Origin of the sequence: Streptomyces sp. AM8-1-1, assembly GCF_032229325.1 — a bacterium.
Classification (GTDB): Bacteria; Actinomycetota; Actinomycetes; order Streptomycetales; family Streptomycetaceae; genus Streptomyces; species Streptomyces achmelvichensis.
This window is the reverse complement of sequence record NZ_CP135086.1, coordinates 7,480,970-7,507,898: the sequence shown is the minus strand read 5'-3', so window position 1 is coordinate 7,507,898 and position 26,929 is coordinate 7,480,970. Positions and strand designations below refer to the sequence as shown.

The window sequence follows — 26,929 nt, the reverse complement described above, 5'->3', positions numbered from 1 at the left end:
CCGGCTCAGCCGGAAGCACCCGCGGGAGGGGGTCCCGGGCAGCCGACAGCAGCGGCGACGCGGCCTGCGAGGTCCTTGGTCAGCTCGATGCGCTTGCCGGCATCACGCGGGCGAAGGACCTCGAGATGGAGCAGAGCGCTCTTGCAGGTCCACCAGGCTGCCGCGCCGTCCTCGTCCTGATCCGGATCCACGGCACCCTTGCCTCCGGCAGCGGTGAAGCGCCTGTCCGCCGGTCGTTCGGCGAGCTGTGCCGCGGCGTTGACGACCCGGTCGGCCGGCGGGACCTCGGCCAGGAACCGGCCGATCTGCTCGTCACCGGAGTACACAACGCATCTCGCGGTGGCGGTGGTGTACGCCGTCTGCGTGGGCTTCGGCAGCGGCAGTCCGCCGCGCAGCCGGCCCGACAGATCGCCGGCGCCCGTCGCGTCGAACCACCAACTCGCCATGGTGACACCGCACAGCCTGGCCTCGGGGGACGGTGGTTTCGCGTCCTCGTCGGCGCAGGCGGTAGCTGTCAGGAGCAGGGGCAAGGCCGCGAGCGGCGCTGCCCATCGGGTGACTCGACGCATGTGTTGATCCCCCGAGGTAGGGCATGGCACCGGTGCGAGGCGTCCGTACGACGGCGACCGGCCCTCCCGCTCCCCCACATCACCAGGAACGTCGATCGCCCGCCGTCGCGTCCGGTACACGACTGAAACCGTGCCGCCGGTTCCGCCGGGCGTTCCCTGAACCCCGCGCCCCGGGCTCGGCCGGTCGCGTACGCCCCGGTGTCGCCGGCGAGGTGACGGGCAAGCTCCCTTCGCACAGAAACTCGCGGACAGGGCAGGCCAGGTGACGTACATGCGGGCACGGCGCATCGTGGGTGTGGTGGCGGTGCTGCTGGCGGTGGCCGGCTGCGGCGGCGGGCCCGTGGCGGACGCGGAGGATCCCCCGGCCTCTCCCACCGCCCCCTCGCATGCTCCCTTCGACGAGCAGGTCGTGATGGACGGAGGCCGACGCGTCGGTATGTACTACAGCCCCGGCCGCGGCCTCATGGAGCAGCACGTCGACCCCGGGGCCACGGCATGGAGCAAGCCCCACCTGGTGCACAGGACCACCGCTGACCCGTGCGGGAGCATGAAGCTCACGGCGTTCGGCGGTGTGGTGGCGGTCATCGCCGACTGGGGCCCCTACTGCGCCGATGGGGAACCACCGACCGAGTCCCTCGCCGCGGTCGGGGAGACGAACCGGTCGGCATGGCACACCGAGGTGACTGAGAACTTCGACGGCTGGGAGAAGGTCACCGCCTCGGGAAACGCCCGGCAACTCACCTTCACCAGACGGTCCGTCGAGTGGCTGACACAGCTCCGGTGGGACCGGGCGAGCGGCTTCGCGAAGGTGGAGGACATCCGTCGCTGACGAGGCGCGGGGATCGACCGGCAGCCCCGACAGGAGAGCCGGCTGCCGGACCGCGGTCCGGCAGCCGGCTCTCCCGCCTCGGGTTCAGGCATGTTCCGGCGTCAGCCCTGCCTCCTGCCGCGTGGCGGCCTCCCTGGGCTCCGGGTCCGGGTCGCGGAAGAGGCGGCCCGGCCACCAGAACCAGCGGCCCAGGTCGAGGGCCAGGGCCGGTACCAGGACCGTGCGGACGAGGAAGGTGTCGAGCAGGACCCCGATCCCGACGATGACGCCCATCTGCGCCATGGTCACCAGTGGCAGTCCCGCGAAGACCGCGAACGTCGCGGCGAGGACGACGCCGGCGGAGGTGATGACACCTCCGGTGCTCGTCAGGCCTTCCAGTACGCCGCGGCTGCGGCCGAGACGGATGGATTCCTCCCTCACCCGGTGCATCAGGAAGATGTTGTAGTCGATGCCGAGGGCGACGAGGAACACGAAGCCCATCAGGGGAATGGACCAGTCGACCCCCGCGAAGCCGAGTACGTGCTCGAAGACGAGGTTCGAGGCGCCGAGCGCCGCGAAGTACGAGAGCACCACGGTGGCGAGCAGCAGCAGCGGGGCGACGACGGCGCGCAACAACCAGACCAGGACGAGGAGTACGACCAGGAGCACCACGGGGATGACGGTCCGCAGGTCGCGGTCCGCGGCCCGCTGGGTGTCCAGGGTCTGGGCGGTGGTGCCGCCGACCAGGGCATCGGCGCCGGACACGCGGTGGACGGCATCCCGTACGCCGTCGATGGTGTTCTTGGCGGCCGGGCTGTCCGGGGTGTCCTTCAACACCACGGCAAGAGTGGTCAGTTCGCCGTCGGAGGTGCGATCGCCGTCCTCGACGCGGGCGACGCCCGCGACCGCCGCCGCGGCGGTCTTCACCTGGGGCGTCTGGGCGGAAGCGGTGACGATCGTCGCCGGGTCGGAGGCGCCCGACGGGTAGTGCGCGGAGATCCGTTCCTGGGCGATGACCGACTCGGGCTTGTCCTGGAACATCTCGGACTGGGTGAGGCCCATGCTGATGCCGAAGGCGCTGAGCGCGAGCACGCCGGTGACGGCGACCGACATCATCCAGGACCAGCGGGGACGCCGGGCGACGGCGGACCCGATGCGGGACCAGACGGTGGTCGCCTTGCGGGCCGGTGTGCCGAACCGCGGGACGAACGGCCAGAAGACCCAGCGGCCCGCGATCACCAGCAGCGCCGGGAGAACCGTGATCATCGCGATGAATCCGCAGATCACTCCGACGGCTCCGACCAGACCCATGGAGCGCGAGGAGTTGATGTCGGCGAGCGAGAGGCAGGCGAGTCCGACCGCGATGGTGCCGGCGGAGGCGAGGATCGCCGGACCGGAGCGGCGGAGCGCGATGGTCATCGCCCGGTGCCGGTCCTCGTGGCGGTGCAGTTCCTCACGGTATCGGGCGATGAGCAGCAGGGCGTAGTCCGTTCCGACGCCGAAGACCAGGACCATCAGGATGCCCGCGCTCTGCGGGTCGACAGGCAGATGGGCGTGCTTGGCGAGCAGGTACGTGCAGACCTGGGTGAGAACGGCGGCGATGCCGACCGACATCAGCGGGAAGAGCCACAGGACCGGACTGCGGTAGGTGATCAGCAGAAGGGCGGCGACGACGAGGCCGGTGGCGATCATCAGGGTGGAGTCGAGCGAGTCGAAGACGGCCACCTGGTCGACGAGCGAGCCGGCGGGGCCGCCGACCTCGACCTCCACGCCGGGTGGTGCGTTGGAGCCGGCGATGTCCCGCAACTCCTTGACGGCATCGGTGACTTCACCCTTGGTGTCGAGGGGGACGACGGTCATGAGAGCGTCGCCGTCCTGCGACCGAAGGGGCAAGGTCACCTGCTCGCCCGACGCGGCGAGGCGGGTGAAGGCACTGCGGTCGGCCGTCGCCTTCGCGGAGGCCGCTGCCGCGTCCGTGCCGGTGTAGACGATGACGGCCGGCATCAGCGCGTCGTCACGGAACCTCTTCAGCTCGGTGTTGACCTGGGCGGATTCCGCACCGCGCGGCAGGAAGGCGTTGGGCCCGGTGTCCTCGACGTCGCCGAGCTTGCCGGCCAGCGGGCCCAGCGCAACGGCGAGGATCAGCCACGCGGCGAGGACGAGCCACTTGGTGCGTCGGCCGCCGGGGGCGGTCGCCACCCGCTTGAACAGCGCTTTCATGAGTAGTCTCCTGGATGTGGAGTGCTGCCGGTCGATGACCGGCTCGGGGCGCACAGGACCCGCACCGCGGCGTGATGGTTTGCCGACCTGCCGCGGTGTCCGGGTGGGATGTGCCTGGGACGAGTTCTCCATGGACACGGCCGGGAGTTGGCGCTCCCGGCCGTGTCACTGCTGCGGTACCGACGGACGTGCCGCGCTTCCGTACCGCCTGCGTACCGCTACTCGATCTCGCGCATCATCTTCTCCATCGACCTGATCGAGGTGCGGGCCTGCGTCAGTTCGTCGAGGGTGCGGCGGTGCAACTCGACGTTGTCCTCGAGGAGTTGCGCGTATTTGCCCGCGAGCTCCTTGTACTGCTGCTCTCGGGATGCCAGCATGCGCGCCCGCCAGGTCGCGGCGATCTGCCACACGACCACGATGAGGAACAGGAAGACACCGCCGGCGCCGGCCACTCCCGCCCAGTCCGCTCCGTTCATCGCGCAGTCTCCTTCACGGTCTCTCTCGCTTCCTCGGTGATCGTCCGCGCCGCCTCGGCGACGGTCTCGGGGGTCAGTGCGTAACAGAAGGGCGTCACCTCGAAGTACTTCATGGCCTTTCCGCCCTCCGACAGCTCCAGCTCGCCGGTGACGAGCCCCGCCGCCTCCAGTCGTTGCAGGTGCATGTGCAGGAGCGGGCGACCGATGCCGAGTTCCCGGGCGAGACGGCTGACGTAGTTGCGGCCTCCGTCGACGAGGGCGGCGATGATCCGCATGCGATGCGGATTTCCGAGCGCCCCGAGGATCTTCAGCAGTTCGTCCCCGCTCGGCTGCGGGTCCGGGACTCCGGTCATCGGGGCTCCCCTCCTGCGTACCTGTCACTCAAAGCTGACACCCCTCTCGGACACCTGTCAAAGGAAGCTGACACATATCAGGGAAACCTAGGGGAACGGTCAGGGGCGACTCCGGGTGCGGGCCTACAAGCGCGGTGTGCCGCGGTGCGGCCCGGCCCGATCGGGGGATGGCCGGGCGATCAGTTTCGGGAGCGCCGCCAGTCGGTACTGGTGGGGCCGCCACCCTGTCGGCCGTGCCGGGGCCCGGAGCCCTGGGGACACAGGAGGAGTGAAGATGACCGTGGCAGTGATCGTCGCCGGGACGGTGCACGTGGAGCCGAGCGAGCGGGACCGGTTCGTCGAGGGCCACCGCGACATCGTCGAGCAGTCGCGCCGGGCGCCCGGCTGTCTCGACGTGTCGATCTCGCCCGATCCGGTCGACGCGGGGCGGGTGAACATCTTCGAGCACTGGGAGTCGCAGGAGACGCTGGACGCCTGGCGGGCCGCCGCTCCGCCTCCCACCACCTCGATCGACGCCCGGGACGTCCAGGTGTTCAAGCACGACATCGCCAGGTCCGGGCCGCCGTTCGACTGATGGGCGGCCGCCGCGCACGTCCGGGCTCGCCGCCCGGGCCGCGGCAGGCGCCGTTACGCTCATGACCCGTCGCCGCTAGAGTGACGGCTCGAACAACCATGAGCGAATGCAAGGGCGTTGATGCTGGAAACGGCGCCCGCAGTCCGACACAGCGCCTGACGGAGAGTAGGGGCCCGTGCCGTCCGCGACCGGTCACTGCGCCATCTGTGGAGTGGGCCTGGACGTCGGGCCCACCAAGGCCGGCGGTCGCGTGGGCCGCCCCGCCCGATACTGCTCCAGCGCATGCCGGCAACGTGCTTACCGGCAACGGGCGTCCGCGGGCCGGAGCAAGAAGGCCGCCTCGACGCCTTCGCCACGACCGCAGCAGGAGTCCTCGCCGGAGCCCGCAGGCGTACGGACAGGGACGCCACCACCAAGGGCGTCCGATCCGGATCACCCCGCCGCACACGCACCCGGGACGGTGGGCCGACTGCCCCTTCCGCTCGACAGTTTCGTGGGCCGCAATACCGAACTGGGCGAACTTCAGGCCTTGTTGTCGCGCCACCGGCTGGTCACGCTCACCGGGCCCGGCGGCGCCGGGAAGACGCGGCTGGCCGTGGAACTGGGCCTGCGGGTGCAGCCCCGCTACCCGGCCGGTGTGTGGCTCGTCGAACTGGCCGCCCTCACCGACGGTGCGCTGCTCGTCCAGAGCGTCGCGGACTGCCTGGGCATCTCCGAGGAAATCGGCCGACCCATACTCGACACGGTCACCGACACGCTCGCCCCGCACCGGGCCGTGCTGCTCCTCGACAACTGTGAACACCTCGTCCTGCCGGCGGCACGGCTCACCGAGGCGCTGCTGAGCCGCTGCCCGCACTTGCGGGTGCTGACGACGAGCCGGGAACCGCTGGACGTTCCGGGCGAGACCGTCGTACGGGTGGGCGAACTGCCGCTGCCGGGGTCCCGCCGGAACCGCACACGTACCGACCTGCTCACCTCGGCCGCCGTCCGGCTGTTCGTGGAGCGGGCACGCGCCGCCGCTCCCGACTTCCAGCTCACCGACGAGAACGTGGACGACGTCGCCGCCCTGTGCACCCGGCTGGACGGGATACCGCTGGCCATCGAGCTGGCGGCCCGGCGCGTGCGGCTGCTGACAGTGGCGGAGATCAACGCCCGGCTGGACGACCGTTTCCGCCTTCTCACCCGTGGCTCACGGACCGCGGCGGACCGGCACCGGGACCTGCGAACCACCATCGAGTGGAGCCACGACCTCCTGGAGGCGCACGAACAGGCGGCGATGCGGCGACTGTCGGTGCTGGTCGGCGGGTTCGGCCTGAACACCGCGACAGCCGCGTGCGCCGACGGGCGGACCGTCCTGGCGGAGGACATGATCGACCTGCTGGCCGATCTGGAAGCGCGCTCACTGATCGTGCCGCAACGAGCGTCGGCGGCGAACCGATTCCGACAGCTGGAGTCCATCCGGATGTACGGACGCGAACGGCTGGACCTGGCCGACGAGACCGACGCCACGTTCGACCGGCTGGCGAGTCATCTGCTGCGGCTCGCCGAACCGATCGTCGGTGACGACATGCTGCACTGCTACGAGGAGCTCGAACCGCTCGACATCGAGCGCGCCAACCTCACCGCGACCGTGGACTGGGCGGCACGCGTCGGCGACAGCCGTCATCTGCCGCTCGCGGCCGCCCTCGGCCGTTGCTGGCGGCACCATGGACAGGCCGCCGAGGGTCGCGCGCTGCTGCGGACCGCACTGGAGAGCACCGGTCCGGCGCATCCGGCCCGGGTCGCGGCACTCGAACAGGCGGCAGCGCTGGCCGCGGGTCAGGGAGATCACACCGAAGCCATGGCTCTGGTGACCGAGGCGACCCGGCTCGCCCTCGGGGCGGGGCACCCCATCCCGCTCGTCCGGGCTCTGAGCACGCTGGCCCGGGTCCATCTGTCCTGCGACCGGAACGCCGACGCCTATGCCGCGTCAGCACGGTGCCTGGAGATCGTGGAGCCGCTCGGCCGCCCCCTGGACACCGCCGTGTGTCTGCACAATCTGGCCTGGACGGCACTGCAGTGCGGCAACACGGACCGGGCAGGGGAGCTGATGGAGAGCTGTCTGCCCCTCTACCGCCGGCACTCCCCGCACCCGCTGCCCCCGGAGTGGTTGCACACCGCGGGTGCCCACGCGCTGGCGCGCAAGGACGCGAAGGCCGCGGAGCAGCATCTTCGCCAAGGACTCCGGGCCTATCTGGTCTCGGCCGACTCCGGAATCCTCCCGGTCACCGGCGTGCTCACGCTGGAGAGCCTCGCGGTGGCGGCCTCCCAGCGCGAGCAGCCCCGCCGCGCGCTGCGACTCGGTGCGGTGACTTCGGCTCTGCGGCGGGCCCGTCGACTGCACAGCGACCCGGCCACGGAACGTGAGCTGCGGCAGGCCCTGACCGAGGCCCGCGCCCGCCTCTCACCGGCCGGCGCGCGGGAGGCCGAGCGGGAGGGACATGCGCTGAGTCTGCCGCGGGCTCTCGACTACGCGGTGCACGACGTGTGGCAGGAGCATGGCGACGGTCCCCTGCCGCTGACCGACCGCGAGCGCGAAATCGCCCGGCTCGTGGCGGTGGGGCTGACGAACCGTGAACTCGCCCAGCGGATCCATGTGTCCCAGCGGACGGTGGAATCGCATCTGGAGAACATCCGCGCCCGTCTGGACCTGCGGTCGCGTGCGCAGTTGGCTGCGTGGGCGACGCGGCATCTGGGTGCCGGAGCCCCGGACTCCGCTCGGGGCTGAGATCCGCCCCAGGGGGGTGATCCGGTTCCGGCGCCGATCTGCCGACGGACCGATTGCGGGGGCGGTCTTCTCGCGGGCCGGTTCCGGAGCGCTCCGCCCAGCCGGGCGGCGTCCCTCAGCGCCTGATGCGGACGTCCCGCTCGTCCAGCGCCGCCCGCAGGGCCCGCAGAGCGTAGTAGATGCGCGATTTGACGGTGCCCGGCGGAATGCCGAGCGCCGTGGCGGCCTCGTGGACGGTGCGCTGCCGGAAGTACGTCTCCCGCAGCACCTCGCGATGCCGCTCCGACAGGGCGTCCAGGGCATCGGTGAGGACCACCGAGCAGAGCATGGCGTCGATGTGGTCCGCCTCGGCCACGACGTGCTCGTCCAGACCGCTGCCGTCCACTTCCTCGGGGCGCGCCCTGCGCCGTCGATAGGTCTCGATCGCGAGCCGGCGGGCCACCGTGTACAGCCAGGGCCGTACGGGCCGCGTGCCGTCGAACACCTCCTTGTCCCACGCGCGCAGCAGGGTCTCCTGCACGATGTCCTCCGCCTGCTGCCGGTCCCCACCGACCAGGCGGACGACGAACCGGAGCAGCACCGCCGCGTGCTCGTCGTAGAGCGTTCGCAGGGTTCTCTCCCGCTCGCAGGAGGCTCCTGCGGACCCGATGACCTTCCAGCTCGCCGGCGCCGCTCGTTCCACCGCGATGACCCCCATGGTTTCCCTCTCTCCTCCCGATCGACGATGCGCCCAGCATGCGATCGACGGGTACGCGCGCACATGGGGCATCACCGCACCGTTGGTTGCGTGACACGGAGGTGCCCGCGGAACGTCGCTGACCAGGGGCGATGCCGTGTCGCCGGGACGCGGTTCCGGTCCGTGCGAAGAGGCGTGACGAAAGGAGGCGTTACGCAATGGCGTGCCCGGCAGGCTCCCGGCGCATCTCATCGCCGGACAGGAGGGCGATACACCACGTCGCCCGGGGAACCGGAGAGCGCCTGTCGGCGAGTCGCTGGGCCCAACGGGTGCTTTCTCGCGCCCATAAGAGTGCCGACCCGGGCCGACGCCCCGCAATGGTGCGACGCATTAAGCATGAAAACGCATTATCAGAGATTCAGACGGCGTTGGGTGTTGCTCGCCGGCACCGTCCTCCTGGGAGCCGCCTGCACGGCCGCCCCCTTGCCCGCGGACCCACCCGTAGCCCCCGTGGCGGGGGCCCCGAAACCAGCACCCGTGCTGCCCGTCGCGAAGGCGCGGTTGTCCGTCGCCGTGGCGGCGCTGGACGGCGACGACTGGGGCGTCGAGGTGTACGGCGACGCCTCCACGTACGACACCGCGAGCATCGTCAAGGTCAACATTCTCGCGGCGCTCCTGCTGAAGGTGCAGGACGAGGACCGGAAACTGACCATACGGGAGCACACCTACGCGACCGCGATGATCGAGCACAGTGACAACGACTCGGCAGACGCCCTGTGGCGCAAGATCGGCCGCGCCGAGGGTCTGGACGCGGCGAACAAGCGCCTGGGCCTGACGTCGACCAAGGGCGGCAAGGGAATGCACTGGGGTCTCACCCAGACCACGGCGGAGGACCAGCTCATCCTGTTGCGGGCGGCGTTCGCGGAGGACTCGGCGACGGCCTCCTCCGGTACCCCTCCGGAGCTGAGCCGGCCCTCTCGTGCGTATATCCAGAGGCTGATGAGCCGGACCGAGGCGGAACAGGACTGGGGCGTATCGGCCGCGGCAGGTTCCGGATGGGCTCTGAAGAACGGCTGGCTTCCACGCACCAAGACCGGATTGTGGGACATCAACAGCGTGGGACGCGTGACCATCGACGGACGCAGATATCTGATCGCGGTGCTCTCCGACGGCCATGCGTCGATGGAGTCCGGGATCTCGCTGGTCGAGAAGACGGCGAAGGAGGCGATCGCCACGGTACGGGGGCGGTAGGGCCGGGGTGTTCTCGTGACACCGCGGCGTCCGCTGCAACGAGGCCAACAGCGGCCCGGCCGCGCGCTGGTGGCCCACCGTCACTTCGCACAGGCGGGATCCGGTCACCCGGGAGCGTTGGCTAGTCTGCACCGGTGACCACCGACCTGACCCTGCTGCCGCGTGTCGCCTTCCGCGGACAGGAGGTCACAGCGCCCCGGCTCCGCGGCCTGCTCGCGCTGCTCGCGGGCGACCTGCGTACGGGCTGCAGCACCGAGCGGCTGGTGGCGGGGCTGTGGCCGGTCGAGTTGCCGGAGCGACCGGGGAAGGCGGTGCAGGTCCTCGTGTCCAGGGCGCGGGCGCAGCTGGGCGCCGACGTCCTGGCGAGCACACCGACCGGATACCGGCTCGCCCTGGCCGAGGATCAGGTCGACAGTTCCGCCCTGCTGCTGCACGCCGCCGCCGGCGCGGACCGGGCGAGGGCCGGGGACCACGCCGGATCGCTGGCCGCGGCCGAGGCCGGGCTCGCGCTCTGGCGCGGCACCCCCGACGAGGCCGGCAACGACCCCGTGGCCGCGTTGCGCTCCGAGCGCGCTCCCGTCCGCGGCGCACTCATACGTACGCAGGCGCTCGCGCTCGCCCGGCTGGGCCGGCACGCGGAGGCGGCGGGCCCGCTGGCCCTGGCCGCCGCGGAGCATCCGCGGGACGAGGAAGTGCTCGCCGAGGTGCTGCGCGGCGAGGCGGCGAAGGCCGGCCCGTCCGCCGCGCTGATGCGGTACGAGGCGTACCGCCGCGAGCTGCGCGACGAGCTCGGCACCGATCCGGGCGCCGGGCTCAAGGCCGTCCAGCAGGAACTGCTGCGCGGCGAGGCGCCGGTGGTCAGACACGGCGTGCCCCACGAGCCGAACCCTCTCCTCGGCCGGGACGAGGACATCGCCGCGGTGGAGCGGCTGCTGCGCCCCTCCCGCGCCGTCACCGTCGTCGGCCCCGGCGGCCTCGGCAAGACCCGGCTCGCGCACGCCATCAGCCGCCGGGCCGAGCAGCGCGTGGTGTATTTCGTGCCGCTCGCCGGTGTCACGGCGGACGAGGACGTGGCCGCGGAGGTGGCGTCCGCGCTCGGCGCGGGCGACGGGCGGCACGCCGCAGGAGGCAACCCCGGCCGAAGTCCCGGGGAGAGCGGCCACTCCCCCGCCGATCCGGTGCCCGGCATCCTCGGCGCGCTGGGCTCCGGGCCCGCGCTGCTGGTCCTCGACAACTGCGAACAGGTCGTCCAGGGCGCTGCCGACCTCGTACGGACCCTGGTCTCCTCCTCCGACGACCTGCGGGTGCTCGCCACCAGCCGGGCCCCGCTGGGGCTCACATCGGAGGCGGTGTACGCCCTGCCGGAGCTCGCTCCCGACACCTCTGCCGAACTGTTCACGCAGCGGGCCCGGGCCGCCAGGAGCGGGGTGCAGCTGCCGCCGGACGCGGTGGCCGAGCTGTGCAGCCATCTCGACGGACTGCCGCTCGCCGTCGAGCTGGCCGCGGCGCGGGTGCGGGTCATGTCGGTTCCGGAGATCGCCCGCCGCCTCGGCGACCGGTTCGCGCTGCTGCGCGGCGGTGCGCGGGACGTGCCGGAGCGTCACCGCACGCTGCACGCGGTCGTGGAGTGGAGCTGGAACCTTCTCGCCGAGGACGCCAGGGCGGCGCTGCGCACCCTGTCCGTCTTCCCCGGCGGAATCTCCGGCGAGGCTGCGGAGCATGTGCTCGGCGAGGACGCACTGCTTCTGCTCGAGCAGCTGGCCGACCAGTCGCTGATCACCGTCGCCGACACCCCGGCCGGGGTGCGGTTCCGGATGCTGGAGACCGTGAGGGAGTTCAGCGCGGCCCGGCGCGCGGAAGCGGGCGAGGACGCGGAGGCCATCGGCCGATTCCTCGCCTGGGCGCGGGACTTCGGGGTCGCGTACCACGACTGGTTCTTCGGCCCTGAACCGCGTGCCGCCTGGGAGCGGATCAGGGGCGAGCAGGACAACCTCGTGCCGGCCCTGCGGCACGCCCTGGACCGTACGGACCGCCCCACCATCGCCGCCCTCACCGCCGTCCTCGCCGCTCTGTGGTCCACCGACTCCGGCTTCCACCGACTCTCCGCCCTCGCGGCGGACACCGGCCCGCCGCTCTCGCACTACTACCCCGAGCCCGAAGATGTCGAAGTGGCCCGCGCCGCCGCGGTGTTGTGCACGGCGGCCCTGTTCATGGGGCACGGGCCGACCGCCGTACGCCAGCTGGTCATCCTCCGGCGGCTGCCCCCGGCCCCGCCGGACACGCTGCTGCGCGCCATCGCGGTCGTCCTGAGCGCGGTCCCCGAGATGCTGCCGCCCGACTACGACGTGCTGCGACGGCTCTGCGACGACGAGCAGCCACTGGTCGCCGGCGTCGCCGAATGCATCGCCACCTATGTCTGGGAGTACGGGCACGACATCGACCGCGCGCTCGCCTCCGCCCGCCGGATACTCGCGGAACTGGCTTCCGCCGACAATCCGTCCATGCAGCTCATGGGGCATTCCCGGCTGAGCGAGCTGTGCTTGCGTACGGGGCAGGGCGAGGAGGCGTACGAACACCTCAAGGCCGCGCTCGAGGTCGTGCCGCGGCTCGGCGACGGGCACGACTACGTCTTCATCCGCACCAGTCTCGTCCTCGCCTGCCTGCAGCGCGGCGACCCCGACGAGGCCGACTACTGGCTGCGGCAGACGGAGAGCGACACCACCCCTGAGCCGGACGCCCTCTACCGGCCCGGCCTCGGCGGGCGGGCCGAGATCGCGCTCACCCGGGGACTGACGGAGGGCCGCCGGTGCCGGTGCCGGTGCCGGTGCCGTACGGATGATCGCGCTGGCCGAACACCTGCAGGTGTTCCGTGAGTTCCCGACCATGGCGGCGGCCCGCGCCCGGCAGGCGGTCGAAGCCGCCGGGAACGCCGCCGGGGCGGCGTACGCCGACGCGTTGTCGGAGTACGCCGCCCTGGAGCGGGACGAACTGCGGGAAGCAGCCCGTGAGCTCATCTCGGGTCGCGGTTGAACGACGCGCTCGACCAGCGGTATCCGAGCGCCGCCAGGCCGATGGACCAGGCGACGGCGAGCCAGCCGTTGTGGCCGATCTCGGTGCCGAGCAGCAGGCCGCGCAGGGTCTCGATGGCCGGTGTGAAGGGCTGGTACTCGGCGATGGGCTGGAACCAGCCCGGCATCGCGTCGATCGGCGTGAACGCACTGGAGATGAGCGGGAGCAGGATCAGCGGCATCGCACTGTTGCCGGCCGCCTCGGCGTTCGGGCTCGCCATTCCCATTCCTACGGCGATCCAGGTGAGCGCCAGGGCGAAGAGCACGAGCAGTCCGAAGGCCGCGAGCCACTCCAGGGCGGTGGCATCGGTCGAGCGGAAGCCGATGGCGACCGCGACGGCGCCGACGAGAACCACACTGGCGACCGACTGCAGGACGCTGCCGACGACGTGTCCGATCAGCACCGAGCCACGGTGGATGGCCATGGTGCGGAAGCGGGCGATGATGCCCTCGGACATGTCGGTGGAGACGGACACCGCCGCCCCGATGACCGTGCTGCCGATGGTCATCAACAGGATGCCCGGGACGACATAGGCGATGTACTCGGATCTGTCGGCTCCGCCGCCGCCGATGCCCGCGCTCATCACCTCGCCGAAGATGTAGACGAAGAGCAGCAGCAGCATGACCGGCGTGAGCAGCAGGTTCAAGGTGAGCGAGGGATAGCGCCGCGCGTGGAGCAGGTTGCGCCGCAGCATGGTGTTCGAGTCGCGGACGGCGAGGGAGAAGGCGCTCATCGGGCGGTCTCCTTGGACTGGTTGGGGACGGCAGTGGTGCCGGCAGGGCCGGTCAGGGCGAAGAACACGTCGTCGAGGTCGGGGGTGTGCACGGTCAGTTCATCCGCCTCGACGCCGGCGGAGTCCAGCCAGTCGAGGATCGAGCGCAGTTCGCGCTGACTGCCGTCGCTCGGGATCTGAAGCGACAGCGACTCGTCGTCCCGGGTGACCTCACGCAGGGCGACGGCGGCCGACTGATACGCCGTCGGATCGGTGAACCGCAGCCGCACGTGCCCGCCCGGGATGCGCCGCTTCAGCTCGTCCGCGCTTCCTTCGGCGACGATCTTCCCGTCGCTCAGGACGGCGATGCGGTCGGCGAGTTCGTCCGCCTCTTCGAGGTACTGCGTGGTGAGGAAGACGGTGACACCGCCGGAGACCAACTCGCGGATGATGCCCCACATGTTGTGACGGGCACGCGGGTCGAGTCCGGTGGTCGGCTCGTCGAGGAAGATGATCCGGGGGTCACCGACCAGCGTCATGGCGATGTCGAGACGTCGCTTCATACCGCCGGAGTAGGTGGAGGCGGGCTTCTTCGCCGCGTCGGTGAGGTCGAAGCGCTCCAGCAACTCGGCGGCGGTACGCCGGCCTTCGGCACGGGAGAGATGGTGCAGGTCCGCCATCAGAAGCATGTTCTCCTCGCCGGTGATCAGACCGTCGACGGCGGAGAACTGCCCGGTGACACCGATCGCGGCCCGCACCGCCTGCGGCTCGGCGGTCAGATCGTGGCCGCCGACGTGCAGTTCGCCGGCGTCGGCCGCGATGAGCGTGGAGAGGATCTTCACGGCGGTGGTCTTGCCGGCGCCGTTCGGGCCCAGGAGGGAGAAGATCGTGCCCTGCGGCACGGCCAGGTCGATGCCGTCGAGGACCTTCTTCTCGCCGAAGGCCTTGTGCAGCCCCGTGGCTGCGATGGCGAGTTCGTTCGATGTCGATGTCATGCCGCAGAGCTTGCGGCACAGCGGGTTCAGCGCGGTTTCAGAGCGGTTTCAGTGCCCTGGAACCGACCGGCGAGCGGCAGCCGCGACGTACGCCGCGGCCCGGTGCCGGCCCAACTCCTCACGTCACAGCGCAGACACCTGCGTCTTCGCCGGTCAGAGGCGACCCTTAGGGTTCCCCTCATGTGGTCACAGCAGCCGGGGGACGGCCAGAACCCGTACGCGGGGCAGAACAATCCGTATCAGCAGACGGGCCCCTACGGGCCTCCGCAGCAGGCACCGTGGGCGGGCTCGCCGACGATGCCGGCCGGTGCGCCGCAGCCGCCTCCTCGTGGCGGCCGTCGTACGTCCACGGTCATCGCCGTCGCTGCCGCCCTCGTCGTGGTCGTCGCCGCCGGAGTGACCGGATTCGTGGTCCTGGGCGGGGACGAGGGAAAGACCGCGGATCCCGGCCCGACGACGTCCGCCTCGGGCAGCCCGGCCGACGACAACCCGCGTGACACGGACGATCCGAAGCCGGTCGTCGCGGGCTGGAAGGTGGTGGTGAATCCCAAGCGGGGCATCGCCTTCGACGTTCCCCCGCAGTGGGGTCTGAAGGGACCTGGCTGGGTCAACTACGTCGCCGACGACCGGGATCCGGAGGAGAAGCCCCTCATCGGGATGTCGAGCCCCGCGATGCTCAAGGAGAAGTGGTGCCGGTCCGACGCCGCCATGGACGGTTCTCCCGAGGACACGGCACTCGCGTCAGCGGGCACCCGCGGGGACAGCGGCGCGAAGACCATCGAGGACGCGGCGCGCAGCAGTGTGTCCCTGTGGCTCTACGGCGCGTACACCCAGCCGGACAGGACGAGCATCAAGGCCGGTGCGGTGGAGCCGTACACCACGGCCTCCGGGATCACGGGGAGCCTGGCGACGGGCGTGTCCACGGGCGCGCCGAAGAAGGACAAGTGCGACACCGACGGCAAGGTCACCACCTTCGCGTTCAAGGACCCCGGCGGCGACTTCGTCTCCTGGACGTTCGTGGGCGCGAAGGGTGTGGCGGACGAGGTTCCGGACGCGACGGTGCGGAAGATCCTGGGGACGGTCCGGCTGACCTCGTAGGGGCATCGGGCCGACACCGGACCGCGCCGTCGGGCGGCGGTACCGCGGTCGCCCGCATGTCGATCACCGTCCGGATGATGAGCGGTGGTGTCGGTGCGGCCTGCGGGGCTCTAGGCTGGCGCATGCAGCTGGTTCGCCGTGCCTGCCAGGTACGTGCGTCGCAAGAGGGAACCCGGTGGGAATCCGGGACTGCCCCGCAGCGGTGAGCGGGAACGACCGCCGTCATACGCACTGGGTCCGGTACGGGCCCGGGAAGCGACGGCCAGTAGGTGTCCGCCGGGAGATGTCCGGCAGGCGTGCCCGTGAGTCCGAAGACCTGCCCGCTGTCCGCGCACGACCGATCGTGCGCGGATATCCCGGTGACCTCGAGGGCGGGTCGGCGTACACACCGACGGGCACGTGCGTCACCGACGCATCACTCCCCCGTCCGGTCTGTGCTCCCTTCGCCTTCCCCCTCGCCGGGTGACAGGCAACTCGCGAAGGAGAGTTCAGTGACAGCGAAGCCCGCAGCCGCGGCAGCACGGTCCACCGTCCACGGATACCCCCGTCAGGGGCCGAACCGTGAACTGAAGAAGGCCATCGAGGGCTACTGGAAGGGCCGCGTCTCCGCCGCGGCCCTGGAAGAGACCGCCCGGGACCTGCGTCGTTCGAACTGGCAGCAACTGGCCGAAGCCGGGATCCACGAGGTCCCGACCGGTGACTTCTCGTACTACGACCACGTCCTCGACACGAGCGTGATGGTCGGCGCCCTCCCCTCCCGCCACCGCGCGGCCGTCGAGGCGGACGCCCTGGCCGGGTACTTCGCCATGGCGCGCGGTACCCAGGACGTCGCCCCGCTCGAGATGACCAAGTGGTTCGACACCAACTACCACTACCTCGTTCCGGAACTGGGACCCGGCACCGTCTTCACCGCCGACTCCACCAAGCAGGTCACCGAGCTGAAGGAAGCGCTGGCCCTCGGTCACACCGCCCGGCCGGTGCTGGTCGGCCCGATCACCTACCTCCTCCTGGCCAAGCCCGCCCCCGGCGTGGCGCCCGGTTTCGACCCCCTGACCCTGCTCGACCGGCTGCTGCCGGTGTACGCGGAGGTGCTCGCCGATCTGCGGGCGGCCGGGGCGGACTGGGTGCAACTGGACGAGCCCGCACTGGTGCAGGACCGCACGCCGGCCGAACTGAACGCCGCCGAACGCGCCTACCGCGACCTCGGCACCCTCACCGACCGGCCCAGGCTCCTGGTGGCCTCGTACTTCGACCGGCTCGGCGAGGCGCTGCCCGTACTCGCCAAGGCTCCCGTGGACGGACTGGCACTCGACTTCACCAACGCCGCAGCGGCCAATCTCGACGCTCTGGCCGCCGTCGGCGGACTGCCCGGCAAGCGCCTGGTCGCGGGCGTCGTCAACGGGCGCAACATCTGGATCAACGACATCGAGAAGTCGCTGGCCACCCTCGGCACCCTGCTCGGCCTCGCCGACCGGGTCGACGTGGCCTCCTCCTGCTCGCTGCTGCACGTCCCGCTGGACAGTTCCGCGGAACGTGACATCGACCCGCAGATCCACCGCTGGCTCGCCTTCGCCCGGCAGAAGACCTCCGAGATCGTCACCCTGGCCAGGGGCCTGGGCCGGGGGACCGACACCATCGCGGCCGAACTCGCCGCCAACCGCGCCGATCTCGCCTCCCGCGCCGGTTCCGCCCTCACGCGGGACCCGGCGGTCCGGGCCCGGGTTGCCGGGGTGACGGACACCGACCGGCGCCGCTCCCAGCCGTACGCCGAACGCGCCGCCGCCCAGCGTGCCCACCTCGGCCTGCCTCTGCTGCCCACCACCACGATCGGCTCCTTCCCGCAGACCACCGAACTGCGCACCGCACGCGCCGACCTGCGCCGCGGACGGATCGACACCGCTGCCTACGAGGAGCGGATCAAGGCCGAGATCCAGGAGGTGATCGCCTTCCAGGAGAAGACGGGCATCGACGTCCTGGTCCACGGGGAGCCCGAACGCAACGACATGGTGCAGTACTTCGCCGAGCAGCTCACCGGCTATCTCGCCACCCAGCACGGCTGGGTCCAGTCCTACGGCACGCGGTACGTCCGGCCGCCGATCCTCGCGGGCGACATCTCCCGCCCCGAGCCGATGACGGTTCGCTGGACCTCGTACGCCCAGTCCCTGACCAGCCGTCCGGTCAAGGGCATGCTCACCGGCCCGGTCACCATGCTCGCCTGGTCCTTCGTCCGCGACGACCAGCCGCTCGGCGACACCGCCCGTCAGGTCGCTCTCGCCCTGCGCGACGAGGTGAACGACCTGGAGACAGCGGGCAGTCCGGTGATCCAGGTCGACGAGCCGGCCCTGCGGGAGACCCTTCCGCTGCGCTCGGCCGACCACGCGGACTACCTGGCCTGGGCCACGGAGTCCTTCCGTCTGGCGACCAGTGGCGTGCGTCCGGACACCCAGATCCACACCCATATGTGCTACGCCGAGTTCGGCGACATCGTGCAGGCCATCGACGACCTCGACGCCGACGTGATCAGCCTGGAGGCCGCCCGCTCGCACATGCAGGTGGCGCGTGAACTCGCCGAGCACGGCTACCCGCGCGAAGCCGGCCCCGGTGTGTACGACATCCACTCACCGCGCATCCCCGGTGTCTCCGAGGCGGCGGACCTGCTCCGCAAGGGCCTCGAAGCCATCCCGGCCGAACGCCTGTGGGTCAACCCCGACTGCGGCCTCAAGACGCGCGACTGGCCGGAGACCCGCGCGTCCCTCGAGAACCTCGTCGCCGCGGCACGCGAGGTGAGGTCGGAACTGCCCGCCTCCTGAGGCGGGGGCAGGGTGGGGAGGAAGCGCCGTTCCTCCCCACCCTGCCGGCTTCGCTCCTACTCCGCGATGAGCGCGACGACCTGCCAGGCCCATACGAGGTGGACCAGAACGCAGGTGCCCCATGCGGTGTTTCCCCGGATCCCGTGCTGCCGCAGTGCGGCCCATCCGGCGGCCAGGAGCAGCGCGGAGGCCACACACAGGGCCCAGGACAGGGCGAGCCACGGCGTGGACGGCTCGGTCAGCAGCCTGAGCAGCACCAGCGGGGCCAGCGCCGCCAGGGGCAGGGCCCACATGCTGTCGTTCGCTCGGCGCGTGGTCTTGATTTCGGTCACAGGTCCCCCCGGACTCGTTCCCCCGGTTGTCGTGTCGGGCGCCTCGTGGTCACGGAGGTCTCGACATTGCCCGGCACCGGTGTGATCCGGGCGCCCAGCACGCAGGGGACTTTACCTTCGCACTGATCACTTGGCTACGGCCGAACGACCCTGGGGCAGGCGAGGTTTGCGCATCGCGGGCCATATTCTGCAGATGTGCCTCTCGGTGGGCGTTCTGCGCGGAAGCCCTCCTGCGGCTCCCCTTCGCCATCGCGATCCTCAAGGCCTGTGGCATCGGTCGGCCGAAGAGATCCACAGTTGAATACGGTGGTTTGACGGTCGTCCGGTCGTCCGGTCGTCCGCAAGGGGGTTCCGGACACCGGTCGTGCGACCGCTGTCGCCTCGTTCCCCCACCACCACCCCATGGAGGACAACCATGACGGCGAACAACCCACCGGTCACTCCGGACGACGTCCGGGACGCCGCCGCTCGTATCAAGGGGGTCGCGCACCGCACCCCGGTGGTGCACTCGCGCACGCTGGACGCGCTCGTCGGCGCCGAGGTCTTCCTCAAGTGCGAGAACTTCCAGCGCATCGGCGCCTTCAAGTTCCGGGGTGCGTACAACGCCGCCTCACGCCTGACGCCCGATCAGCTCTCCCGTGGCATCGCCGCGTACTCCTCGGGCAACCATGCCCAAGCGGTCGCCCTCGCGGCGCGGGAGTTGGGCACCACGGCGGTGATCCTCATGCCGGAGGACACCCCGCAGTCCAAGACCGACGCCGCCCTCGGCTATGGCGCCGAGATCGTCACCTACGACCGCTACACCGGCGACCGGGTCGCCATCGGCAACGCCCTTGCCATCGAGCGCGGCCTCGCGCTCGTCCCGCCGTACGAGCATCCGCATGTCATCGCCGGACAGGGCACGGCCGCACTGGAGTTGATGGACGAGGTGGGCGAACTCGACGCCCTGGTGGTGCCGGTCGGCGGCGGCGGACTCATCGCGGGCAGTGCTACCGCGGCGAAGGGTGTGCATCCACGGACCCGCGTGATCGGGGTCGAACCGGAGGCCGGGGACGACACCAAGCGGTCCCTCGAGGCGGGCACACGGGTCGCCATTCCCGTACCGCGCACGATCGCCGACGGCCAGGCGGCGGAGACACCGGGCGAGCTGACGTTCTCGATCAACCGGCGCCTGGTCGACGGGATCGCCCTCGTCAGTGACGACGAGATCCGTGAGGCGATGCGGTTCGCCTTCGAACGCCTGAAGATCGTCCTCGAACCCAGCGGCGCGACTGCCCTGGCAGCCCTGCTGGCAGGTGCGGTGGACCGCCTGCCGGGCCGCGTCGGCCTGGTCCTCTCCGGGGGCAACATCAGCACGCGTCGCTTCGCGGAACTCTGCGCGAGCTGATCGGGGCGGGCGGGCGTCGCCTCGTGTGCGTTCGGTAGTCGGCCGGCCACGCCGGTGACGCATCCGACTGCGCAAAGATTTTTTGCGCAGGATGTCGAAAGCGAGGGCACTGGCTACGACCTATCCATGAGAACCACAGAAACCGAAGGAGAGAACGACATGGGCAAGATCGTCACCGGCGCCACGATGTCCCTCGACGGCTACATCGCCGGCCCCGGAGAGAGCGGCTTCGACCTGCTGTTCCAGTGGTACGGCAACGGCGACGTCGAGATCCCGTCCGCCAGTCCCGATGTGCCGCCGATCCGCGTCTCCGCCGCGAGCGCCGGGCTGGTCAAGCCGGAGTGGGAGAACACCGGTGCACTCGTCGTCGGGCGGTACCTGTACGACATGACGAAGGCCTGGGGCGGGCGCCACCCGATGGACGTGACCACCGTCGTGCTCACCCACCAGCGCCCTGACGACCGCCCCGAGGACGACGAGAACTTCGTCTTCGTCACCGAGGGCATCGAGGCCGCGGTGACGAGGGCGAAGGAGGTCGCCGGGGACAAGAACGTCGTCGTCAACGGTGGGCAGATGGCGCGGCAGTGCCTGGAGGCCGGGCTGCTCGACGAGGTCGGCGTCGAGCTCGTACCGGTCGTCCTGGGCGGCGGGAAGACGCTGTTCGGTGAACTCGGCACCACGCCTGTGGAGTTCGAGGGGCCCGTCGCGGTGGTCGAAGGCACCGGCGTCACCCACTTGCGGTACCGGGTGAAGAAGTAGGGCGACGGTGTCGCCCAGCGGCCGCCCGCCGGTTCGGCGCTGTGCCGGCACAGCGCCGTACGCGCGCCCGCTCGACGCGCTGAAGCGCCGACACTCGGATACCGTTGTTCGAACGACGTGCCCATCCCGGTCGCCTTTCGCTGCCGACCTCCTCTCCGTCGCCCTCCTGCACGTCTGCTGCTGGTTCGCGGCGTGACATCCGGCGTTCCGTCCGGGGGCCGAATTCCGCGGAAGCGCCGGGTTCAGGACCAGTGCGAAAGGAACGGACATGCCCTTCGTCACCGCCAAGGACGGCACCGAGATCTACTACAAGGACTGGGGGTCGGGGCAGCCTGTCGTCTTCTCCCACGGCTGGCCTCTCACCGCGGACTCATGGGACCCGCAGCTGAAGCTGATGGCGGAGAACGGCTTCCGTGCCATCGCTCACGACCGGCGTGGAGGCGGACGCTCCGGCCAGCCCTGGGACGGGAACGACCTCGACACCTACGCCGACGACCTGGCAGCGGTCATCGAGGGCCTGGACCTGCAGAACGTCATCCTGGTCGGCCATTCGACCGGTGGCGGCGAGGTCACGCGCTATGTCGGCCGGCACGGCACGGGCCGCGTCGCCAAGGTGGTGCTGCTCGGCGCGATCCCCCCGCTGATGCTCAAGACCGAGGCGAACCCCGAAGGCCTCCCGATCGACGTCTTCGACGAGATCCGGGCGGGTGTGGCGACGGACCGCTCCCAGTACTACAAGGACCTGAGCGCCCCCTTCTACGGCGCCAATCGCGACGACTCGACCGTGACACAGGGGACCCGTGACGAGTTCTGGCTCTGGTCGATGACGGTGGGCATCAAGGGCGCCTACGACTGCGTGAAGGCGTTCTCCGAGTCCGACACCACCGAGGATCTCAAGAAGATCGACGTTCCCACGCTGATCGTCCACGGCGACGACGACCAGATCGTTCCGATCGTGGCCTCCGGTGAGAAGTCCTCCAAGATCGTCAAGGACGCGGTCTACAAGGTCTACGAGGGCGCACCCCACGGCCTGTCCATGGTCCCCAAGTATGCCGATCGGTTCAACGCCGACCTCCTCGACTTCGCGCGCAGCTGAGGCAGGCACGCGCCCGAGCGGGACCGGGTGACGGGGGATCTCGCAGGCCCCGTGTCGGGCCCGCCTGCCGCCCTCACGAAGGTCTGGAGTGTGACCCATGCCGTCCGTCTTCCTCGTCAGCGGCGCCTCCCGGGGCCTGGGGCGCGAGATCGTCCGCGCGGCGGCGCAGGCGGGCCACCAGGTCGTGGCCGGCCTGCGCAACCCGCAGGCCCTGGACGATCTGGTGGCCGAGTTCGGTGACCGGATCGCGGTCGCACCTCTCGATGTCACAGACGCGGCCCAGGCGAAGGCTGCCGTGCGCACCGCCCTCGACCGGTTCGGCGGACTCGATGTGCTGGTGAACAACGCCGGATACGCCAACATCGCCTCTGTCGAGGATGTCGACTTCGACGACTTCTCGGCACAGGTGGACACCAACCTCCTCGGCGTCGTCCGGCTGACCCAGGCCGCGCTGCCGGTCATGCGCGAGCAGCGATCGGGCCACATCGTCCAGGTGTCGTCGGTCGGCGGACGCCTCGCGACCCCCGGCCTTGCCGCGTACCAGAGCGCCAAGTGGGCCGTGGGCGGCTTCTCCTTGGTGCTCGCCAAGGAGGTCGCGCCGCTGGGCATCAAGGTCACCGTGCTGGAGCCGGGCGGGATGGCGACCGACTGGTCGGGGTCGTCCATGAAGGTGGCGCCGATACGGCCCGAGTACGCCGACACCGTGGGTGCCTCGGCGGCCATGCACAACACGGACACGCTGACTGCCAGCGACCCGGCGAAAGTGGCCCGCCTGCTCCTCGACGTCGTGGCCATGGACGATCCGCCCCTGCGTCTCCTCGTCGGCGCGGACGCCTTCCGCTACGCGACGGCCGCCGCACGCGAGCAACTCGCCGCGGATGAGAGCCGGCGCGTGCTGAGCGAGTCCACCAGCGCCAACGACGCGACGGCGGCCCAGTTGGACCCCCTGGGCCACGGCGAGAACTGATGCCCGGCTCGGCCGCGACCATGAGGCCACCGCCATGAGGGTGGACGCACGCACCCACGTCAACCTATGTTGACAGGGTGGGCAATCAAGCGCTGCTCGTCTGCGGGATGGCCGCCGGTCCTCTCTTCACCCTCGCGTACGTGGTGGAGGGCGCCACGCGTGCCGACTACAAGCCCCTGCGCCATCCCGTCAGTTCGCTCGCTCTCGGCCGCGCCGGGTGGGCGCAGAGCGTCAACTTCCTGTTGTCGGGCCTGTTGTCGCTGACCTTCGCGGTGGGCCTGTGGCGCGATGGGCCTTCCCCTGCGGGTGCGGTGCTGATCGGCGTATGGGGGGCCGGTCTGCTGGGCGCGGGCGCCTTTCTCACGGACCCGGTGAGCGGCTACCCGGCCGGCACCCCCGACCGGCTCGAACACCCCACCCGGGCGGGGACGCTGCACGACCTCTTCTCCGTCATCGGATTTCTCGCCCTGGCCGCGGCCTGTTTCGTCTTCGCTCCGTCCGCCTCGCCGGGCTGGGCCGTGTATTCGATCGCCGGCGGGGTGCTCTTCGCCACGACGATGGTGTCGGCGAGTGCCGTGTTCAGCCGGCAGGGACGCTGGGTGGACCGGGGCGGCCTGATCCAGCGCGTCTCGCTCACGATCGGCTGGACCTGGCAGACGGCGCTCGCCGTGCGCCTCCTGGGCAGCTGACGGTCGTCCGCGCGGATGACGTGCCGGTGACCGGTGGCCCGACTCGCCGACGAGCAGCCGGCTTTCGGACCGCACGAGCCGCGGACGGCACGCCGGTCGCATGACACTCCACGGCACGGAAGATCTCCGGGAACTCCCCGGGCCCGCCGTCCGACTACTGCCGCGTGGGAGGGCGCAGCATCCGGCCTCTCCCGCTCGGAGTCGGAGCGAAGAGGGGCATGGGATGGGTGGGCTGGATGTGCGCATGCGGGAGGTCGCGTGCCGTCACGGCCGGGTGGACGCCGTCGCCGCCGTCGATCTGGAGATCGCGGCCGGTGAGCGGGTGGCGCTGACCGGCACCAACGGCTCGGGAAAGACCACCCTGCTCCGCGCCGTCCTGGGCCTGCACCGGCAGGTGACCGGCACCATCCTGGTCGGGGGCCGCGGTACGCGCACATCGGCCGAGTGGGCCTGGCGGCGGCGGGTCTGTGCCTGGATTCCGCAGAAGCCGGCAGGGGGCCGGTTTCCGCTCCTGGGTGAGGAGTTGCTGGCCAGCAGCGCGGCGCCCACCGAAGCCGGGGAGGCCGCGGAGCGGCTCGGCGTGGGGGCGTTGACCGGACGACCGTTGCACACCCTCTCCGGGGGCCAGTTGCAGCGCATGTACCTGGCGCGGGCGATCGGCTGTGTCGCGGCGGGTGCCCAGGTGCTGCTCGCCGACGAGCCCACCGCGGCTCTCGACTTCACCGGTCAGGAGGAGGCCGCCGATGTCCTCACCGCGCTGCCCGTCACCCTGCTCGTGGTGACCCACGACCGGACGCTCGCCGAGCGGTGCGACCGGGTGCTGGACATGGCCGCCGGACGGCTGCGGGAGGTCCGGTGAATCCGGCTGCCGCCGATGTGGGCGCGCTCCTCCAGCTCCTGCCCGTCCAGCGGGCCGGCATCGCCCTCCTGCTGGCGGCGATCGGGCTGCCGGTGATCGGTGTGGTGATCGTCGGCCTGGACATCATGCCGGTGCGGTTCGCGATGATGCACGTGGCGTTGCTGGGGATCGCGGTCGGCCTGCTGACCGGGCTCGATCCGATGCTGTGCGCATTGGTCGCGTGTGCTCTCTCGGGCGCGGGGGTGGCTCCGCTCGCCCGTACGCCCGACGGCCTGTCAGGTGCCATGGGACTGTTGATGAGTCTGGCCATCGCGGCCGCGCTGCTCGTCCTCGCGGTCTCGGGCGTCAACGCCTCCGGCGCGTTCGCGCTGTTGTGGGGCTCCATCCTGTCCGTGGGCACCGCGGATCTCGTCGTCCTCGCCGTGCTGGCGGTCGTCGTGCCCGGTCTGTTCTGGTGGCGTCGCCGTGACGTGGGTCTGCTCCTGTACGACCGTGAGCTGGCCGAGTGCTCCGGCGTACCCGTACGCGGGCTGACCGTCGTCCTGCTGGTCCTGGTCGCGGTCGCCGTCGCCGGGGCGATCAAGCTGACCGGCGCGCTGCTGGTCGACGCCCTCACGCTCCTGCCCGCCCTCGCGGCACGCCGCCTCGGCGGCTCGCTGAAGTCGATCACTCTGTGGGCGGTCGGCATCGGCATCGTCGTGAATCTGACGGGGTTCCTTGTGGCCCTGTGGCTGGACTGGCCGCCCGGCCCGGTCCTCGTCCTGACGGCGGGGGCCGTGGTCCTCGCCGTCCATCTCGTACCCGAACGGAGAATCACCTCATGGCGCGCAACCGCCTCCGCATCCCTTCCCTCGTCGCACTGAGCGCGGCACTGGCCCTGGTCACCGGCTGCGGGGGCGACAGTGACACGTCGGCGGGCAGCGCCAGCGGCAAGGACAAGGGGAAGCCGTCGGTGGTCGTGACCACCACCTGGGAAGGCGCCTTCGCCAAGGCCGCCGGTGCCGAGAACATCAAGGTCATCGTCCCCAAGTCCGTGCACCACGCGCCCGATTACGACCCGAAGCCGTCGGACCTGGCGGCCGTGGCCGAGGCCGACTTCGTGCTGTACGCGCCCTTCGAGCCGTACGCCGAGAAGATCAAGGAAGCCGCCGGCTCCAAGGCCGAGCTGGTCGAGGTGAATCTGGACAACGACGCCGACAAGGTGAAGGCGGAGGTCGACAAACTGGCGAAGCTGTTCGGCACCGGCAAGGCCGCGGCGACGTGGAAGGCCGCCTTCGACACCGAGTACGCCAAGCTCGCGAAGGACCTCAAGGCCGCCTGGCCCGGCGGGAAGAGCCCGAATGTCGTCAGCCAGGTCTTCACGGGCTGGTCGGCCGAGCTGGCTGGTGCCACCACCGTCGGGACCTACGGGCCGGAGGCCGTGACCCCGGCGCAGCTCGCGGAACTCGCGAAGAAGGAACCGGCCTTCGTCCTGGACAACGCGCACATGTCGACGGGGACGGTCCTGCCGGACTCCGGAGCGAAGCAGGTGAAGATCGTCAACTATCCGGGCGACGACTTCGACCTGCTGCCCGTCTACAGCAATGCCGCGGCCGAGCTCAAGAAGGCCATGGGCGCCTCCTGAGCGGCGCGTTGCCGGCCGGCGCAGGTGTCCGGCCGCACAGAGGCGGGAGGGCAGCGTGTCGCCTTCCCGCCTCTCCTGGTCGCGCGACTACCGGGGCCGGGGTGGTGCGGGCGGGGTCCAGACCGTGCCGCGGGCCTCGTATTCGAGCATGGCCTCCACACCGGTCGCCACCTCGGCGCCCAGTTCACGGCGTACGAGCCACAGGGCGAGGTCCAGGCCCGACGTGATGCCGCCGGCGGTGACCAGGTCGCCGTCGTCCACCACGCGTCCGTTCTTCAGCAGGCCTCCCTGCTTCTCGAGGTCGGGCCGCGCCTTGTGGTGGGTGGTGCACGGGCGGCTTCTCGTCAGACCTGCCGCGGACAGCAGCATGGTGCCTGTGCACACGGCGCTGACGGTCAGGCCGGGGCGCACCGCCGAGGCCAGGGCGCGCGGAAGGGTGCCGCGCGCGATCTCCGCCCGGACGCCGGGGCCTTCACTGCGTGCGTACCCTCCTCCGGGGACGACCAGGACGTCCGCGGTGCGCGGGGCCCAGCCGTGCTCGACGCGGACCTTCGTTCCGTAGGCGGCCTGCACGGCGCGGGGGCCGGACACGGTGACGTAGCGGACGTCGATCTCGCGCTCCGTGAAGAAGCGGGCGGCGGAGAAGACTTCCCAGGGAGCGGCGAAGTCGAGCTCCTCCACACCGTCGTACATCACGACGTGCACCCTCAGGGGTCCACCGGCCTCCTGGACGGGCTGGACGGCCGCGGCCGCGGCCGGTGCGGCGGCGACTCCCGCCATCGCCCCCGCGGCTCCGATCGCGGTCGAGGCCCGGAGCAGTTTCCTGCGGTTCATTCGG

At 70.9% G+C, this 26,929-nt stretch carries 23 protein-coding genes, 1 pseudogene and 1 riboswitch; of the genes and pseudogenes, 15 read left to right on the top strand and 9 right to left on the bottom strand.

The features are described from left to right. Positions 1 to 5 precede the first annotated feature (5 nt). Positions 6 to 569, bottom strand: coding sequence for a hypothetical protein (locus tag RPQ07_RS33515; protein WP_313947995.1), 564 nt, complete (start codon positions 567 to 569; stop codon positions 6 to 8). A 271-nt stretch (positions 570 to 840) separates the two neighbouring features. On the opposite strand from RPQ07_RS33515, the gene RPQ07_RS33510 reads away from it, so the two are divergent. Next, a complete protein-coding gene (locus RPQ07_RS33510; protein ID WP_313947994.1) occupies positions 841 to 1,398 on the top strand; it encodes a hypothetical protein in 558 nt (185 codons plus the stop codon). Positions 1,399 to 1,482: 84 nt separating this feature from the next. Here the strand turns inward: RPQ07_RS33510 and RPQ07_RS33505 are convergent, their stop codons facing one another. The 3 genes from RPQ07_RS33505 to RPQ07_RS33495 form a co-directional block, all read right to left on the bottom strand. Continuing rightward, positions 1,483 to 3,597 (bottom strand): MMPL family transporter, encoded by a 2,115-nt coding sequence (locus tag RPQ07_RS33505; RefSeq protein ID WP_313947993.1) that lies wholly within the window; start codon positions 3,595 to 3,597, stop codon positions 1,483 to 1,485. 218 nt (positions 3,598 to 3,815) lie between these two features. Beyond that, on the bottom strand, positions 3,816 to 4,073 hold the full coding sequence (locus tag RPQ07_RS33500; protein WP_313947992.1) for a hypothetical protein: 258 nt from the start codon (positions 4,071 to 4,073) through the stop codon (positions 3,816 to 3,818). Continuing rightward, a complete protein-coding gene (locus RPQ07_RS33495) occupies positions 4,070 to 4,426 on the bottom strand; it encodes a winged helix-turn-helix domain-containing protein (protein WP_313947991.1) in 357 nt (118 codons plus the stop codon). The genes RPQ07_RS33500 and RPQ07_RS33495 overlap by 4 nt, the downstream gene beginning before the upstream one ends. 274 nt (positions 4,427 to 4,700) lie before the next feature. On the opposite strand from RPQ07_RS33495, the gene RPQ07_RS33490 reads away from it, so the two are divergent. Together RPQ07_RS33490 and RPQ07_RS33485 are read left to right on the top strand one after the other, a co-directional pair. Next, entirely contained in the window at positions 4,701 to 5,000 is a 300-nt protein-coding gene (locus RPQ07_RS33490) for a putative quinol monooxygenase (RefSeq protein WP_313947990.1), read from the top strand. 460 nt (positions 5,001 to 5,460) lie between these two features. Further along, complete coding sequence (locus tag RPQ07_RS33485) at positions 5,461 to 7,767, top strand: ATP-binding protein (protein ID WP_313947989.1); 2,307 nt, start codon at positions 5,461 to 5,463, stop codon at positions 7,765 to 7,767. A gap of 115 nt (positions 7,768 to 7,882) precedes the next feature. On the opposite strand, the gene RPQ07_RS33480 is transcribed toward RPQ07_RS33485, so the two are convergent. Beyond that, positions 7,883 to 8,464: a sigma-70 family RNA polymerase sigma factor gene (locus tag RPQ07_RS33480; RefSeq protein WP_313947988.1), complete on the bottom strand. Its 582-nt coding sequence runs from the start codon at positions 8,462 to 8,464 to the stop codon at positions 7,883 to 7,885. Positions 8,465 to 8,980: 516 nt separating this feature from the next. Here RPQ07_RS33480 and RPQ07_RS33475 point away from each other — a divergent pair. Both RPQ07_RS33475 and RPQ07_RS33470 read left to right on the top strand, forming a co-directional pair. Further along, positions 8,981 to 9,694: a serine hydrolase gene (locus RPQ07_RS33475; RefSeq protein ID WP_313947987.1), complete on the top strand. Its 714-nt coding sequence runs from the start codon at positions 8,981 to 8,983 to the stop codon at positions 9,692 to 9,694. Positions 9,695 to 9,828: 134 nt separating this feature from the next. Then, positions 9,829 to 12,724, top strand: a pseudogene (locus RPQ07_RS33470) (ATP-binding protein). Here the strand turns inward: RPQ07_RS33470 and RPQ07_RS33465 are convergent. Together RPQ07_RS33465 and RPQ07_RS33460 are read right to left on the bottom strand one after the other, a co-directional pair. Further along, the gene (locus RPQ07_RS33465) at positions 12,705 to 13,496 is read right to left on the bottom strand and encodes an ABC transporter permease (RefSeq protein ID WP_313947986.1); all 792 of its coding nucleotides are present in this window, start codon (positions 13,494 to 13,496) and stop codon (positions 12,705 to 12,707) included. The pseudogene RPQ07_RS33470 and the gene RPQ07_RS33465 overlap by 20 nt on opposite strands. Beyond that, entirely contained in the window at positions 13,493 to 14,470 is a 978-nt protein-coding gene (locus tag RPQ07_RS33460) for an ATP-binding cassette domain-containing protein (protein WP_313947985.1), read from the bottom strand. The genes RPQ07_RS33465 and RPQ07_RS33460 overlap by 4 nt, the downstream gene beginning before the upstream one ends. Positions 14,471 to 14,650: 180 nt before the next feature. On the opposite strand from RPQ07_RS33460, the gene RPQ07_RS33455 reads away from it, so the two are divergent. Together RPQ07_RS33455 and metE are read left to right on the top strand one after the other, a co-directional pair. Then, positions 14,651 to 15,568: a hypothetical protein gene (locus tag RPQ07_RS33455; protein WP_313947984.1), complete on the top strand. Its 918-nt coding sequence runs from the start codon at positions 14,651 to 14,653 to the stop codon at positions 15,566 to 15,568. Between the two features lie 112 nt (positions 15,569 to 15,680). Then, a riboswitch (cobalamin riboswitch) is annotated at positions 15,681 to 15,907 on the top strand. Between the two features lie 152 nt (positions 15,908 to 16,059). Further along, the gene (metE, locus tag RPQ07_RS33450; RefSeq protein ID WP_313947983.1) at positions 16,060 to 18,378 is read left to right on the top strand and encodes a 5-methyltetrahydropteroyltriglutamate--homocysteine S-methyltransferase; all 2,319 of its coding nucleotides are present in this window, start codon (positions 16,060 to 16,062) and stop codon (positions 18,376 to 18,378) included. Between the two features lie 56 nt (positions 18,379 to 18,434). Here metE and RPQ07_RS33445 read toward each other — a convergent pair whose 3' ends face one another. Beyond that, complete coding sequence (locus tag RPQ07_RS33445) at positions 18,435 to 18,710, bottom strand: hypothetical protein (RefSeq protein ID WP_313947982.1); 276 nt, start codon at positions 18,708 to 18,710, stop codon at positions 18,435 to 18,437. 415 nt (positions 18,711 to 19,125) lie between these two features. On the opposite strand from RPQ07_RS33445, the gene RPQ07_RS33440 reads away from it, so the two are divergent. The 8 genes from RPQ07_RS33440 (at position 19,126) to RPQ07_RS33405 (ending at position 26,091) form a co-directional block, all read left to right on the top strand. Beyond that, a complete protein-coding gene (locus RPQ07_RS33440) occupies positions 19,126 to 20,097 on the top strand; it encodes a pyridoxal-phosphate dependent enzyme (protein WP_313947981.1) in 972 nt (323 codons plus the stop codon). Positions 20,098 to 20,223: 126 nt separating this feature from the next. Further along, the gene (locus RPQ07_RS33435) at positions 20,224 to 20,856 is read left to right on the top strand and encodes a dihydrofolate reductase family protein (protein WP_313947980.1); all 633 of its coding nucleotides are present in this window, start codon (positions 20,224 to 20,226) and stop codon (positions 20,854 to 20,856) included. 268 nt (positions 20,857 to 21,124) lie between these two features. Next, a complete protein-coding gene (locus RPQ07_RS33430; RefSeq protein ID WP_313947979.1) occupies positions 21,125 to 21,952 on the top strand; it encodes an alpha/beta hydrolase in 828 nt (275 codons plus the stop codon). A 97-nt stretch (positions 21,953 to 22,049) separates the two neighbouring features. Then, positions 22,050 to 22,919 carry an SDR family NAD(P)-dependent oxidoreductase gene (locus tag RPQ07_RS33425; RefSeq protein ID WP_313947978.1) on the top strand — a complete coding sequence of 290 codons (870 nt, stop codon included), beginning with the start codon at positions 22,050 to 22,052 and terminating at the stop codon, positions 22,917 to 22,919. Between the two features lie 77 nt (positions 22,920 to 22,996). After that, positions 22,997 to 23,608 carry a DUF998 domain-containing protein gene (locus tag RPQ07_RS33420; RefSeq protein ID WP_313947977.1) on the top strand — a complete coding sequence of 204 codons (612 nt, stop codon included), beginning with the start codon at positions 22,997 to 22,999 and terminating at the stop codon, positions 23,606 to 23,608. 223 nt (positions 23,609 to 23,831) lie between these two features. Then, positions 23,832 to 24,467 (top strand): metal ABC transporter ATP-binding protein, encoded by a 636-nt coding sequence (locus tag RPQ07_RS33415; protein WP_313947976.1) that lies wholly within the window; start codon positions 23,832 to 23,834, stop codon positions 24,465 to 24,467. Continuing rightward, on the top strand, positions 24,464 to 25,330 hold the full coding sequence (locus RPQ07_RS33410; protein ID WP_313947975.1) for a metal ABC transporter permease: 867 nt from the start codon (positions 24,464 to 24,466) through the stop codon (positions 25,328 to 25,330). Before RPQ07_RS33415 ends, RPQ07_RS33410 begins: the two co-directional genes overlap by 4 nt. Then, complete coding sequence (locus tag RPQ07_RS33405; protein WP_313947974.1) at positions 25,288 to 26,091, top strand: metal ABC transporter solute-binding protein, Zn/Mn family; 804 nt, start codon at positions 25,288 to 25,290, stop codon at positions 26,089 to 26,091. The genes RPQ07_RS33410 and RPQ07_RS33405 overlap by 43 nt, the downstream gene beginning before the upstream one ends. Before the next feature lie 87 nt (positions 26,092 to 26,178). On the opposite strand, the gene RPQ07_RS33400 is transcribed toward RPQ07_RS33405, so the two are convergent. After that, complete coding sequence (locus RPQ07_RS33400) at positions 26,179 to 26,925, bottom strand: DJ-1/PfpI family protein (RefSeq protein ID WP_313947973.1); 747 nt, start codon at positions 26,923 to 26,925, stop codon at positions 26,179 to 26,181. Between the last annotated feature and the right edge of the window lie 4 nt (positions 26,926 to 26,929).